The organism is Shewanella dokdonensis, from assembly GCF_018394335.1.
GTDB classification, from domain to species: Bacteria; Pseudomonadota; Gammaproteobacteria; order Enterobacterales; family Shewanellaceae; genus Shewanella; species Shewanella dokdonensis.
Map to the genome: position 1 here is coordinate 2244487 of NZ_CP074572.1, position 14531 is coordinate 2259017.

Sequence of the window (14531 nt, forward strand, 5' to 3'; positions counted from 1 at the left end):
GTGAGCGTGTTAACTCTTCCCACCTAGCAAAAGATTACGGTTTGAGTAGTTTGCTGTCAGCAATTGACATTAACGTACTTTGTTGCCGTATACATCCCAAACTTCAACTTGGCCTAACTTGAGCGCGCGGATGTCAGCTTCAATAACACTGAGATCGCCTACGACTACCCAAGTTAATTGGTCAGGGTGAAGTGTTGCTTTTGCCATGTTGCGCACGTCACTTAAGGTTACTTTATCCAACCGCGCCATAGCGCCTTCGGCGTATTTGTATGGCAGGTTAAATAGCTGTGAGCTGATCATGGCGTTCACGAATGCACCGTTTGTGGTATAGCCAGACGGTATTGAATGAATAGCTGATTCTTTGTCGCGTTCCAGCTCTTCAGCAGTGATCGGCCGAGTGGTAACGAACTGGCGAATTTCCTTCGCGATTTCACTCATGCTGGCGGCGGTTTTGTCTGCTTGCACAGTGCCGCTGGCGGTGAACACCTGTTGACCGACAGACGCATTGGAGATGCCTGAGCCAAAGCCATAAGCCCAGCCTTTATCTTCACGCAGATTCATATTCAAGCGGCTGTTGAAGCCACCGCCCAATGCAGCATTCATCAATGACAGTGCGGCTGAATTATCGGCGTTAAACGGTGCTACGGCATGACCTACGGTAATGCTGCTTTGTACCATGCCTGGGGCGTTGATCAGAATCACTTTACCAACAGCACTGTGGGCTGCGGCTACGCCAGGAAGCTTATCAGGAGTGCCAGCTTTCCAGTCACCAAAATAGCGGTTTGCCAGTTCGGTAGCTTTTTCTAAGGTGATGTCACCCACCATGTACAGCGTAGCGTTATTTGGCACGATTTCATGGTCGTGGAAATTAACGATCTTCTGGCGAGTTAACGCTTTTTCTTCTTCACGAGAAGGGATATGACCAAAGCGATGATCGGCACCCCAGATAGCACGGCTGTAGGCAGAACCGGCAGCATTCATCGGATTACGTTCGTAATTGTCGTAGGCCATATCGACCCGCTCAACCGCTTTATCTATCTCACTTTGTGGATAGCTAGGATTGCGAATGAGATCGGCCGCCAAGGCAAAAGAAGGTTCCAGATATTGTGTCAACGGACCCCAGTTAATGCCGCTCTGGCGTTCACTGGCTGCACCCGCAATAGTGGTACCGATTTTTTCCATGGTTGAGGCAATGGCATCGACATTCATGTCTTTTGTGCCTTGCGACAGCATGCCAAAGGCTTTTTCCGCAACGCTGGTACCGTATTTGTCATCAAGCGCGGTGCCTGTTGCAAACTGCATACTGATGTCCACGACCGGCAGACCTGGGCGTGGGCTAACGACAACCTTCATGCCATTGGCTAGCGTGGTTTGCTGGATATCCGGGAAGGTTACCTTGCCAGTAAATTTACCAGCTTCTGGGATCTTAGTGCGGTCAACTTTACCATTCATTGCCTGTACAAGAGGCAGTGGGCGTAGCTGTGATTCAAAGTAAGGTTTGTCGAGCCATTTTTTGGCGAGTGCTTTAAGCTCCTGACCATTGGTGGTATTGAGCCAGTTGCGTTGCACTTCAAAGAAGGCTGGATTGTCATGGAATACTTCACCTTCTGCCAGTTTTTCACCAACACCTTCTGGGCTTTCCAGTGAGCGGATCAAACTAATATCTAGGCTAAGTTTCAAGCCATCTAAACGTTCTTGTGTCGGGCCATTAGTGTAGTAGTCAGCCAGAATTTTCTGGAGCTGAGTATCTACTTCTTCAACGCTAACGCCTGGTCTGAGTGATACGAAGATAGAGAAAGTGCTGTTAACTTCATTGGGCGATACGCTGGCACCAACGCTGTTTGCTAGCTGTAATTTGTCTACCAGTATCTGGTTTAGTGGCGTGGTTTTAGCACCGGCTAGGGTTGCTGCAACAACTTCCATCAGGGCCGCATCACGAGTGTCGCTGTTAGGCAGTGGCCAAGTGCGAACAAAGCTGGTGGTCGCGACCTGATCATAGTTAATGTCGCGTTTGATCTCTGAAATAGTGGGCACCCACTGATCGATTTTATCGGTAGGTCTACCGGCTGGAGCATCAGAAAAATAGTGGCTCACTTTTTCTTTTGCTGTTGCTAAATCGATGTCGCCAGATAATACCAATACCGCATTGCTGGCACCGTAGTAATCTTTAAACCATTGTTTTACGTCAGCCAGTGAGGCGTTTTCCAAATCTTTCATGGAACCAATGGTGGTATGGGCATACGGGTGGCCGATGGGGTAAAACAGTTCTTGGAAACGTTGGCCGGCTTTACTGCCTGGGCGTAACTGGCCTTGACGTTTTTCATTTTTTACAACATCGCGTTGTTCATCCAGTGCATCCTGTGTGATCGCGCCAGGGAGATAACCCATACGATCTGATTCCATCCATAGTGCGGTGTCTATCGCATTGCTAGGCACGGTAGCAAAGTAGTTAGTGCGATCCAGACTGGTAGTACCGTTCATTCCGGTAGCACCAATCTTGTCGAATGGCAGGAAATATTCGCCTTTGCGGTTTGATGTACCTTGGAACATCAGATGTTCAAATAAATGGGCAAAACCTGTTTTGCCTTCTGGCTCATCTTTTGAACCGACCTTGTACCAAATACCCACAAATATATCGGGTACACTGTGGTCGGTATGCACGATAGTGGTCAGGCCATTGGGCAGCACAAATTTTTCATAACCAATGTTGATTGCAGGCACGCTTGCCTTAACTTCAGGCGCAGTCGCTTGCTCCGGGTGTGGCGTAGCGGCACACGATGTTAATGTGGTGCTTAGCATTACAAGCGCCAAGGTTTTTCTTATAAATGTCACCAGTAAACTCCTCACAGGATGTAAAATAACGATGACATTTAGTCATACTAACCTTGCACCAGCCTGACGAATTGCTGAACATCTTTTTCAGATTGCAAGGTTGGTGCAAGTTTACTGTAGTGAAATATCGGATACCGGAATAACATAACGATAAATGGTAACCGCGGCATTATGTGCGACAATGACCGAAAGGATTTGAAAGAGCAGCTTAACACGCTGGTTTTGCGGGGCGATGCTAGCCTAAAACAGGCGGCTAAAGCGAGCGCTCTTGCAAAAGTATGGACGCGATGGCTGCCCTGGTTGCCCGTTGCGCCAATGTTGATCCTTTGTGTGGCGTGGCTGCTGCCGTGGTCGGTTGCACTGAGTTTGTTATGCCTGCTGCCGTTGTTATTGCTGGTGGTGGGCTACTGGTTCAATATCCGCGGCGTGAGCTTTAGCCGTAGTCAGGCATTGTTGCAATTTGGACGTTTGCTTAAAGATGATGACCGCCTGACCACTGCAGACGAATTTTTATTGCTCGACGGCCCAACGCCATTTTATCAACTGGCGGTTGATGATGCCAAAGCTGTCATCAAACAAGCCTTAGCTATGCCGCGCTCAGCCCTTGAGCACCCCTTAACTCTCCCACAGGTGAAGCGTTGGCCCCATTTGTTGCTAACACTGCTATTAAGTGTGTTGGTGGGCTGGTTTGTACTATCTCAAAGCCCACAACATGGCGCACCTGACGTGGCAACCGCATCCATCGCGGCTGATAGCGGCAACACTTTGTTTCATGCTGCTAGCCAAGCTGAAGATAACCTCAAGTCTCAGACTCAAGCACCAGCGTTGCAGGAAAAAGCCCACCTGCTGAAGCGGCGCCAGTGTCTTCAACCTCTGACGCTAAGCAAGACGACAACCTAGCTACCGCTACGCCAAGTGGTGCTGATGGGCACGGCACCGCTCAGTCAGCCGCCGCGTCGAGCGCTGCCGCTATGCAATCTTCCAAGAGCAATGCTGGCGTGAGTGCAATGCAGCAGAGTGCCGCGGCCAGTCAAAACAGTCTTGGTGACATCTCCTCAGCTGCTGACGCGGCGCTTAAAACTGCGGCGTTAGCGTCACAAGATCAAGGGCAATCGGCCGGGACTCGCGAAAATGATAACGCGCAGCAGACTCAAAAAATAGCGATCAGGCTGGTGACGGCGAAGTCCGGGGAATAAAAATGCCAATCTGCCCACCGGTACGCAACAGAATTCGGGGAGCGATAAGGACGGCGGTGCCCAGCAACAGCAAAATGCCAATTCGAAAAGTGGCGATCAGAGTGGTAATCAAGGGCAGTCTCAGGGCAATGGCGGAAAAGGACAGCGGGGAAATAAAAGTCACGGCACCAGTGAAGCGCTGAAGAAAACCCGTGGTGTGGCGGAACTCTTGCTGTCAGTGCCCATGGGTGATCAGTTAGTGGGAACCCCTAACGCGGGCCGAGAAAAACCACCCAACAAGCTTACAACGGCCAACAGCCGACCACTTCACCAGCGGTTAATCCAGCGGCGCCGATCCCGGCCAAGCCTTATGAAGCGGCTGCTGACAGTGTGCTGGATGCCCAGGAACAGAAGTTGTTAGAGCAGCTTTATCAGCGCGCAGCGACTGATACCCCGCCACAACCGTCAACTATTAATCAGAGTGAACAGAATGGCAATTGATCGTCAGGTTATTGATCCACAGATGCTTTTTGATCCTGAACTGCTTAGCCGCATTGAACATCTGACACTCTCTGTACGTAATGTTCAGCTCGGTGGCCGTTTGGCGGAGCAACGTACTCGGGCGCGTGGGCAAGGGCTGGAATTTGCCGATTTTAAACCGTACGTGGCAGGTGATGATTTACGAGCGATTGACTGGAACAGTTATCGCCGCCTCGGCAAAGTGTTTGTACGGTTATTTGAAGAGCCGCAGGCCATGCCTGTGTACTTTTTAGTGGATTTATCGGCCAGCATGTTCAGTGAAGCACAGTCACCACGGATCCATGCGGCACTGCGTTGTGCCATGGCGCTATCGGCCATAGTACTGTCGCAGCATGATTCAGTCGCCGTCTTTGCCTTGGGACAGCAGGCGGCGCAAATTCAGCGAAGCCTGTCTGGCCGTGGTAGTTTGCCCCGTTTGGCACAGCAACTTAGCCAAGTGCAGATGCTCCCAGAGGCCAACTTAGCGGCGGCAGTGCAGCAGTTTGCCAGTATGCCTTTGCGACGTGGGCTGGTGGTGCTGTTGTCTGACTTTTTAGTCCCGAAGGCTTACCCGCTTTGGCGGATGCGCTGGACACTTTGCCCCACGCTAAACTGCTGGTGCAATTAACCCAACCTTGGGATGCCCAACCGCAGTTACATCCTGATTTGAACAATAGTGGTGCGGAAGTGCGGTTTCAGGATTGTGAAACGCTGGGTGTCACCGAAGTGGTGTTATCACCGCAGGCAGTGAAAGCTTATCAAGCTGTGTATCAGGCTTTTAATACTGAGTTGACCGATTATGCTCAGTCCCGCCAAGCCGGGTTGCTACAACTCAATTGCCAGTTAGATATTGTCGATCAATTGGGCGACTGGCTGTCCCAAGGGGTTAGTCTGTGAGTGTCACCGTCAATAGCCTTGTTGCTTCATTTCCTTTTGGCACTGTGCAGCCGGTGTCGCAGTTTGGTCTGCCGCCGCTTTTCTTGAATTTCGGAGCCTTGTTATGTCATTGCTAACCATGCCCATTTGGCTTTTTATTTCTGGCATTGCAGCACTGGCGGCAGTGGTCACGGCATTACAATTTTTACGCCATCGCTATCGGCAAGTTGTGCTGGCGACAAACCAGTTCTGGGCCACTGCGCTGCAAAATGCGCCCGCTCGGCAAATTGTTGGTAAGTTCCGGCATTTTTGGGCTTGGTTGCTGGTGTTACTGTTGGCACTGTTGATGTGGCTGGTGATTGCTGAACCACATATGGCAGCTGACAAACCGCAACGGATGCAGCTGTTTTACTTGGATGCTTCCGCCATTATGCAGGAGCATGGCCGTTTTGAGCAGGCACGGCAGGCCTTGCTGCAAAGCTTGCAACATACCCCGGTGCAATCGCGGCGGGTCTTGCTGGCAGATGCCAATCGAACTGGTGTTACAACCATCTTGGCGCCCGGTGAACCGGTAGTGTTGATGGAAAAGCGTTTAGACGCCACCGTATTTGTGCCGCAGCCGTCTGCCTTGCCGTCATGGTTGGCGCAGCAGATAGCCAATGAGTCATTATCTGCCGCACCACAAGCGGTTGATATTCATATATTTGGCGGCCCAGCCGTACCTGTACCACCAAGGTTAGCCGCTAACCTGAGCGTTACGCAGCAAGCCGCTTATCAAGTCAATGAACCTAATGTGGGCATTGTGGCGCTGGCGCAACAGCCAGCGGCTTCCGGTGAGGTGGATAAGCGCGATGTATACTTTCGCATCGCCACGAATATGCCCGTGAGCAAGGCGCCCACCTTCAAGATTACCTCTGACTTACAAGCCAACACCATGCTTACGCCACAGGCGCTGGGCAGTGAGCAATTTATCCTGCGCAACCTGGCAGCCAATGGGCAGACGCTGAGTATTGAACTGACACAGCCTGATGCCTTGAATACCGATAATCACGCCAGTATCCAGCTAGCCCAAGCATCACCAATCACAGTTAAGTTGGATGCCAAGTCGCCTGTATGGTTGCAGCAAATGCTCAAACTGAACGTGGCATTGCAGCTACTAACAACTGACGACCCCGCTATGCAACCTGAAGTTGCGGTGATGTCATCAATGACCAACAGCTCATTGCCGGCGTCTATTCCCACGCTGGTGTTAGTCCAGGGCGGAAAGGTGCAAGTGCAATATGTGGCAGAGAGCGACAGCCCCGAACAACTGAAGTCAGTGATCGCGTTACTCGATAATGGCGTTCCGACAGAGTTTACTGCGGCGGCTCATCGTGCCGTGCAACTGCCGGTCGCTTGGTTCAATAACCCAGCGGAGGCACCGCGGATGTTGCCTGTTGTGGTGTCCCGTTTGCTTGGCTGGCTGGCCGATTCGCCTTGCTTGAAGGTGTCTGCCCGTTTGTCACAAGCAGGACTGGATGCCTGTTCTTTAACTCAAGTGCAATCGAAAACGGCGGTTGTTGCTCGTCAAATCGCGGCTGAAAGTGCGCCGGAAACAGGATTGCTTGACAGTAACACCACGCAATACCTTTCTATTGAACCAGCGAAGACCCTGAGTGAGCAGCAAGCGCCTGCCACTAGCGTGACCGCCAACCTTGATATTGCTACCTGGTCGGCCAACCATTTGCTGAGCATGCTGCTGGTCATCATCCTGTCGTTGCTGACCGTTGAATGGTTGGCACTGCGTCGTAATCTGATCCCTTAAGGAGTCAACAATGTCGTTTAGTTTTCTGTCTCCGTGGTGGTCGGTTTTACTGTTATTACTGCCACTGCTTTGGTTCAGACGCCACCAGTTACGCCATGCTTGGTTACCTTGGGTTCGTAGTTTGGTGGCCGCTTTATTGGTGTTGGCGCTGATGCAACCTGTATGGGTTAGCCAGCGGGCAACTTCCAAACAAGTGGTTATTGTTGACCTGAGCGAGAGTGTCGGGTCGCAGGGGTTGCACGTGCCAAGGTGTTATTCGAGCACTGGCAACAGCAGCATGGGGCATTATCGCCAGAAGTGATTATGGTCACTCATCGTTCGGTGATGCCGGAAGGATTCACCGAGTTCAATACTCAGGGTGTGCAACATGCGGATACTATCAGTGACGCAATGCAGCAAGCCGCAGCGCTCATTCCCAATAATGCCAGTGGCGAAGTCACGCTGATTTCTGACGGTATGGCAACCGATCAGCACTGGCAAACTACGGTGGCACACTTGGCCGCCAGAGGTATCCCGCTTTCAGTGCTAGCATTACCAGCCCAGCAAACCCATGCTGTGATTGCTGATGTTGCCGTTCAGCCTTGGTATCACGGGCAGCAGTTTCAAGCCGAGGTCAATATTCTCGGTGCGGATAACGCGAAGAGTGGCAATGAGTTAAGGTTGGTGTTGCGCCAACAAGGCCGTGAGTTAGCCCGTGTTGAGGGCATCAACAATCAGCAGGCGCTTGTCAGCATTAAGGCGGCCTTGCCTGATAATGAGATCAATACGCTGGAATTGGCATTAATGGACGGTGCCACCATCGTCAGCCAAAAGACCTTGACGCTGGGGCGTCAGGCACCACTTTCTTTGCTGTATGTCAGTACTCATCCAGAACAGCTCAATGCCTTGGCAACGCTGTTGGGCAGCGGTTTTACCATTACCTCCGTGACGCCAACGGCGTTACATGATGTCGCGGATTTGGCGCAATTTACCGCAGTGATTATGGATGATGTTGCCAGTGAACAACTGCCGTTACCGCAGCAACAGCGGTTATTGACGGCAGTGAATGAACAAGGTGTTGGCTTGCTATACGCGGGGGCCAGAATGCTTTTGCTAAAAAAGATCTGAGCCAGCCCTTGCAACAGAGCTTGCCTTTAATTGCCGACCCACAGCAGCAGATTAAAGATCCCAGCGTGGCACTGGCGATCATCATCGACTCATCTGGTTCGATGGAAGGTGAGCCCATATCGCTTGCCAAGAAAATTGCGCGACTGGCGGTACGCAAACTACAGCCGAGCGACCAGATTGGTATTGTGGAATTTTATGGTAACAAGCAGTGGGCCGTGCCCATGCAACCTGTCGCCAAATCTGCTGACATTGAGCGGGCGATTGGCCGAATTCAAGCGTCTGGCTCAACCGTACTCTATCCCGCCATTGAAGAAGCCTATTACGGTTTAAAGCAAGCTAAAACTCGCTTCAAACACATGCTGGTTATTAGTGATGCGGGGGTTGAAGAAGAAAACTATCAGCAACTGTTACGTGCTATTTCCCAGGACGGCATCAATGTGTCTACCTTGCTGGTCGGTGGCAGTGGCATGGGCGAAGATAAAATGCAGGAACTGGCCAATTGGGGGCAGGGGCGTTTTTATGTGATCAATGATGAATTTAGCTTAGTAGAGCTGGATTTCCATCTGCCACAGCCTCAACCGCAAGCCAATAGGCAAGCCGGTCAATTTGACGTGCGTAACAGCGCGCCGCAAAACCTTCAACTGCCCGCTATCAATGGTTATAGCAAAACTAAGCTACAAACCGATGCACGGCTGTTGCTGTCGGTCGCTAATGGTGCCACCGCACAGCCGACCCCGTTTTATGCCAGTTGGCCCGTTGGCCGCGGAGAAATCGCCGCGCTCTCTAGCGCCTTGTTTGGCCCAGGCTTGCAAAACTGGCAACAGTGGGATGGTTATGGCAGTTGGTTAGCGACCCAAATCCGGCAAGTAGCACACACCTCAGCGGCTTTTTCATCGCTGATAAATAGAAATGGCGATGAGCTGACACTGTGGCTTAAACGTAATACTGCGCTACCGGATAACAACAGCGCCATGCTCACATTAATGCCAAAGGGCGAATCAACTCAGTATCTCACCGCGCCAGTTGTGGCAGAACAAGTGGCGCCAGCTTGGTATCGCGCACAATTTAGCTACCCGCACGCTAGCAATCTGTATCTTGAGATCGCCAATGATAAACAGCCTTGGTATGTGACCGATATTGCGGCGTCAGACCGGTTAGCTGAATCTGAGGTGCCGTTATCAAAACAGATGCCGCTGGCGTATATTGCGGCGGCCACTGGCGGGGTATTTCTGCCTGCACAAGCTGATATCGCATCGTTACCTAAGCTTGCCGAAAGCGAGACTAACTGGCAGGCAGTCGCCATGACCCGTTGGTTGGTACTGCTCGCGCTACTGCTGTATTTGTTTGAAGTTCTGTTACGACGTTGGCCGTTGGCTGCGCGCCAGTCTGGTGTGAGGAAGTCCGCATGAAGTATGCCTGTTTACCGCTAAGTATTGGATTGTTGTTGGGCACAGTTTCCCCCATTGACGTGTTTGCCCAGTCTGCCCAAGCGGTCCCCCAAAAGACACAGCTGCAAAGCCAGACGGTAGCGAATGCCTATGCCAAGTGGCGCCAAGGCGATATTGATGCGGCGTCATCACTCGCCCAGCAGGTGTTGGCAACGCCTAGCTTTGATGGCTATTTATTGCCAGGCAAGGTTGTTAAATGTCACAGGCAAAACTGCCGAAGCGATTCAGGCCTATCAACAGGCGTTGGCATTGGCAAGCAATACATCACAAACGCGCTTAATTCATGCCGAGTTGTTACCACTACAAGGCTTAGGGCAACAATCCAAGTGGACGGCACAAGTCTCTGACGAGCAACGCAAGCGCATAGCTATTGTGCTGGCAATGCGTGGTGAATTAAGTGACGCCAACAAATTGTATGCAGATCCACAGGGCTACAGTGAACTCGTGCGGTTGGCCGACTGGGCGCTAAACAGTGGCGACACCACCCGCGCTGCGGAATTCGCTTGGCGCGCATTCAAAAGCACCAAAGATCCCATGCAGCAGCGTTACGCATTGGCTTTATGGCAGGAAGGTTTCCGCCAGCAGGGGAATATCCACACTGCGTTGACGCAATTGGCACAGCAGCCGGATTCTGAGGTACTGGCGCAAGCTCGTTTGAATCTATTGTTGGCGAGTGGCGAGCTGACGCAGGCACTGGCTTATATTGAACAGAGCCCCTACGCCGATATTCAGTTGCAAAAACAGATGGTACTTACCATGCAGGGCGATTTTGCTGCCCTGAGCAAGTACTACCAGCAACAGTTGCAGACATCACCTAAAGATTTGAGTGCACTCAAGGCGCTAGCCGTTGTGTACATGAGTGAGGGTAAGCAGACAGAAGCCGAGCAGCTGTATCGTGATCTCTTTGCCCGTTTCGCGGGGCAGTTGCCGCTACTGTTGCCCGCCGCCAGCAGTATGCAGAAACTGGGTTTAGGCACTCAGGCTGTTGCACTACTTGAGTCGGCCAAAGTCGATACTACACAACGAGTGGACAAGACTATCGCGCTGGTTGACTTGCTACTGGCACAGGGACAAACCGAAGCCGTACTCGCTAACTTAAAACAGTTAACCGCTGAGCTGAACGCCAAGGATATGCGCAATGTTCAAGTGGTTGATGCTTACGAGCGTGCTTCCATGCCAAAACTGGCGCAGCAGGTATTGATGCGTCTGGCACAAGCCAATCCCAACATAGGTTACGACCAACAACTGCATCTGGCACGCCTAACGGCTAGCAATGGTCAGACCGCGGCCGCGCTCGATGCCTACATTCAGTTGTGGCGTGACACGCGCTTGCCCGCCCGCCGGGCATTTCTGGAAAACCAGATAGTAAAGCTGGCAACTGTTAGTAAAGGCATCGACAAACTCAAGAAACAGCTGGAAGCAGAATTTCAACAAGGCAAAGGCAGTGTCTCCGCCATTGATTTGTTAGTAGCGCTGCATATGGTGAGCCAAGACACGGCCGGGGCCGAAGCGGTATTAACGCGTTTAGCGCCGAAAATTGGTTTAAACCAGACGCAGATATTGCAGCAACAGGTAAAACTGTATTCACGTACGCACAATAACCCTAAATTACTGGCGGCCTATCAGCAATTAGCCAATGTCGATCCCGCCAATGCCGAGAGTCATCTTCGTAATTTTGCGATAGTGACACTCAATGATATGTCGGCCCAAGCTGATAAAGCCGCGCGGACGGCGCAGGCTAATGCGTTGCTAGCAAAGTTTGCTAAGGTCACGCAGCGTTCTAATGATAGTGAGTTTAAAGCTGGCATTTACACCATGGCACATCTGCCGGAAGAGGCCATCAACGCCTACCGTGCCAATCTGGCGGAGCATCCAGAACAAACCGATGACTGGCTGCTGCTGAGCGATCTGATGATGAAAAGCGGTCAGCTTTTTGAAACCATGTATATGTTGCAAGAAGTGGCACTGAACGCTACCGATGACAAAGAATTTAGCATTGCGATGGATGGCTTGCTCAATGTGTATTCCGGCGCCTTTAACCAAATTGGTAAGCAGACTTATCGCATCAAAGAGCTGACCAATATGCTGGCGTGGGCGCAACGGCAGTTATTCTCACGTTATATTTTGTCGGGCGATGCGTCATTGCTTGCGCTCATGGGTGACATTGCAGAACAGCGTGAAGATACCGCCATGCAGGCGCGGATCACACAAAACATCATGCCGGATGCGGGTGAGCAACTGCCTTATCTGTTAAGACAATTGGTCACTTTATACAGTGGCGGTGCTGTGGCTGGGAGCCAAGGAAAAACTGATAACACCCAAAAGTTGCGCTTTGGTCGCCGCTTATTAGCGTTGCAACGGGCTTATCCACCAGATTTTTATGCCGATTTGGCAAAAACCTTACTGCAACAAGGTGACGAAGCCGGAGCCGAACAAGCCTTTGCCATGATCAACGATACGACCGGGCTCACCAACGTTGCTGAAATTAAAGCGCGGATTTTCGATCAGCAAGGCTATGCGCAAAAAGCCCGGTTCAATTTTACCCAAGCGTTGTTGTACGACCACAACAATATGTCGTTGGCATTGAACAGCGGCATCTTACTGGAACAAGCTGGTAACCTCGCTCGTGCGCAAGAGATCTACGTGCAGGCATTAACCGGGCTGTTCAGCCAGATCCCCTTGCTCAGTCAGGATATCTATTACAGCAGTGTGCTTGACTACAACCGCTATTATGGTGGCTTGAGTGAAGGGTTACTCATTACTTGGCCGCAAGACCCGGCTAAGTCTTCCCACAATTTCACCTTGATGCTGCAAGCATTAGCCGCAGCAGTTAAGCAAACCCAACAGGCGTTCAAACTTAGCAACGATAACCATGCCGCTGCGACCCAGGTTGCCGCCTGGACGAAGTTGTTAGTCAACGTGGCGCAGCAGCAACAACATCGTGACTGGTTTGAACAAATCAACCGCACCATTGCGCCTTTGCAAGTTAACGGCAGTTACTTATCGAAACTGACCGATACCTTGGCGGCACAGGCAGGCTGGACAGCACCTACGCACAGCAATGACAACTGGGTTTATGACCTGCTGTCGCAACGGGCAGCGCTAACAAATGACAGTGGGTTAACGTTGGCGATGGCGATGGCCAAACGCGATCTGGGCACAGTGACACAGATAGCAAAACAGGCCATTGCTGCTGAAGTAAGACGCCAGCAACAACTGGCGCTACAAGGCATGGGGAATAACGGCAATAACGCGTTGAACAGCATCATCAGCGCCACCCTAAAACAGTTGTCGGCGGATGATTTCCGGCAAACAGTGCTGGCCGAATTAACGCAAATGCCAGGCGTTGAGCAGGTTTACCTGGATTTGATAAGTTCTCACCCTGAACAGTTTGCGTTGCTTGAACAACGTGCTGGCAAGACCTTGCTGAGTAATCGCCAACTAACTGAGCTATTGCTGCAGCCGGGTACAGAAGGGCTGTTTTTTAGTCCGGCTTCACAAGCCAATCTGCAAGATTTTATTGCGCAACGGCTGAATACTGATGACCAGATCGACCTGTATTTGCAGTTGGTCAAACACCTGCAAATCTCTGGCAATGTCATAAACGTACAACCGCTGGTGTTCAACAAACTGGTGCATCAACCACAGACCAAGGCGCAGCAACAACGGTTTATTGCAGGTTTTAAACAGGAATTAAGCGCTGAAACAAAAGATCAGGCGCGCACGGCCAGTGACTATGTGCGTTCGGTATTAGTGCTCGATTTACCCACTGCCCAGCAACCGTTATTGATAGACTTGGCAAATGCTGTATCACAGCGCTTTAGTACGGTGACACAACTGGCGCCTTTCCTACAGGCATTTTACCGTGGTGAAAAAACACCGCCTACAACTGCTTGATGCAACTGTATGCCGAAACCTCCGCTATCGCCGTGGGTATGGATTATACCCTTGATATTGTTGCGCAATATTTGAAGGAACCAGAAACCCAGCATATTGAGCGTTTCCTGAGCAAGGATTCTGCCAGCGATGCAGAGATCTATGCGTTTTATCAGCGATTTGCTCTAGGGCAGCGATTTGCTACAGGCCAAGACGAGTTAGCGCAAGTGATAAAACACTACCAGAAGCTGGTACAACTGAAGCCTGACAGTGAAATATTTTTATATGGTTTACTGGACTTATTACTGCGACACGGCGATACCGCTACGGTAATCGATTATTTGCAAGCTTATGTCAAAGCCAAAAATTACCCGGTTAATGACGCCGCCTTGCTATTTTACATGCTGAAAAATACCCAGCAGGATGCTGCCGCCAATGCGGTTTTGGCGCAAGTGCAAGCCAATGGCGGGCCACAACTGGACGATGTCACCTTCTTCAGTGAGCTTTATAAGAAGGCCATCAATGACAGATACGGCAATTATGAACCCAATGTGCTGACGGCGCTGAGATCGCAAGCTGAGAAGTTTTTGGCAACCAAGCAGCACGACGAGCAGTGGCAACCTTTGTTAAAAGGCTCACAGCAAATGGCGCAAAGCAACAGTCGCGAGAACCTCAATCGCTTGCAGCCACTCGTTAATGAATATGTTGCCGGTAACCCTGACTGGACGTCACAACTTCGCGCACTGTGGCGCTTCAGTTCCGTATCCGGTAAAGAGCTTAGCCGTTACAGCATGTTGAACAATCGTTACCGCTTATCAACCCAAGGCGTGTTGACATCGGAATATCAAAATTACTGGCAAGAAAAAGTTCACCCGCGGACGTTTTTGCATTAGT

At 51.1% G+C, this 14531-nt stretch carries 11 protein-coding genes; 10 read left to right on the forward strand and 1 reads right to left on the reverse strand.

The features are described from left to right. Nucleotides 1–69: 69 nt before the first annotated feature. Nucleotides 70–2832 carry a M16 family metallopeptidase gene (locus KHX94_RS10820; RefSeq protein WP_213680641.1) on the reverse strand — a complete coding sequence of 921 codons (2763 nt, stop codon included), beginning with the start codon at nt 2830–2832 and terminating at the stop codon, nt 70–72. A 195-nt stretch (nt 2833–3027) separates the two neighbouring features. Here KHX94_RS10820 and KHX94_RS10825 point away from each other — a divergent pair, with 195 nt between their 5' ends. The 10 genes from KHX94_RS10825 (at nt 3028) to KHX94_RS10870 (ending at nt 14530) form a co-directional block, all read left to right on the forward strand. Then, entirely contained in the window at nt 3028–3732 is a 705-nt protein-coding gene (locus KHX94_RS10825; protein WP_213680642.1) for a hypothetical protein, read from the forward strand. Then, nucleotides 3693–4028: a hypothetical protein gene (locus KHX94_RS10830; RefSeq protein WP_213680643.1), complete on the forward strand. Its 336-nt coding sequence runs from the start codon at nt 3693–3695 to the stop codon at nt 4026–4028. Before KHX94_RS10825 ends, KHX94_RS10830 begins: the two co-directional genes overlap by 40 nt. A gap of 469 nt (nt 4029–4497) precedes the next feature. Continuing rightward, complete coding sequence (locus tag KHX94_RS10835; protein WP_213680644.1) at nt 4498–5154, forward strand: DUF58 domain-containing protein; 657 nt, start codon at nt 4498–4500, stop codon at nt 5152–5154. After that, nucleotides 5145–5423, forward strand: a complete 279-nt coding sequence (locus KHX94_RS10840) for a hypothetical protein (protein ID WP_213680645.1) — start codon at nt 5145–5147, stop codon at nt 5421–5423. The genes KHX94_RS10835 and KHX94_RS10840 overlap by 10 nt, the downstream gene beginning before the upstream one ends. A gap of 103 nt (nt 5424–5526) precedes the next feature. After that, a complete protein-coding gene (locus KHX94_RS10845) occupies nt 5527–7206 on the forward strand; it encodes a hypothetical protein (protein WP_213680646.1) in 1680 nt (559 codons plus the stop codon). A gap of 10 nt (nt 7207–7216) precedes the next feature. After that, nucleotides 7217–7507, forward strand: a complete 291-nt coding sequence (locus KHX94_RS10850; protein WP_213680647.1) for a hypothetical protein — start codon at nt 7217–7219, stop codon at nt 7505–7507. Next, a complete protein-coding gene (locus tag KHX94_RS10855) occupies nt 7456–8313 on the forward strand; it encodes a hypothetical protein (RefSeq protein WP_213680648.1) in 858 nt (285 codons plus the stop codon). Before KHX94_RS10850 ends, KHX94_RS10855 begins: the two co-directional genes overlap by 52 nt. A gap of 20 nt (nt 8314–8333) precedes the next feature. Continuing rightward, nucleotides 8334–9722 (forward strand): vWA domain-containing protein, encoded by a 1389-nt coding sequence (locus KHX94_RS10860; protein WP_213680649.1) that lies wholly within the window; start codon nt 8334–8336, stop codon nt 9720–9722. Between the two features lie 123 nt (nt 9723–9845). Further along, nucleotides 9846–13658 carry a tetratricopeptide repeat protein gene (locus tag KHX94_RS10865; RefSeq protein WP_213680650.1) on the forward strand — a complete coding sequence of 1271 codons (3813 nt, stop codon included), beginning with the start codon at nt 9846–9848 and terminating at the stop codon, nt 13656–13658. Then, on the forward strand, nt 13658–14530 hold the full coding sequence (locus KHX94_RS10870) for a hypothetical protein (protein ID WP_213680651.1): 873 nt from the start codon (nt 13658–13660) through the stop codon (nt 14528–14530). The genes KHX94_RS10865 and KHX94_RS10870 overlap by 1 nt, the downstream gene beginning before the upstream one ends. Nucleotide 14531: the final 1 nt, after the last annotated feature.

Excerpts from the sequence above, each read along its gene's own strand:
- KHX94_RS10835 (WP_213680644.1), top strand. The coding sequence starts at position 4,498 with ATGGCAATTGATCGTCAGGTTATTGATCCACAGATGCTTTTTGATCCT.
- KHX94_RS10845 (WP_213680646.1), top strand. The coding sequence starts at position 5,527 with ATGTCATTGCTAACCATGCCCATTTGGCTTTTTATTTCTGGCATTGCA.
- KHX94_RS10850 (WP_213680647.1), top strand. The coding sequence starts at position 7,217 with ATGTCGTTTAGTTTTCTGTCTCCGTGGTGGTCGGTTTTACTGTTATTA.
- KHX94_RS10865 (WP_213680650.1), top strand. The coding sequence starts at position 9,846 with ATGCCTATGCCAAGTGGCGCCAAGGCGATATTGATGCGGCGTCATCAC.
- KHX94_RS10870 (WP_213680651.1), top strand. The coding sequence starts at position 13,658 with ATGCAACTGTATGCCGAAACCTCCGCTATCGCCGTGGGTATGGATTAT.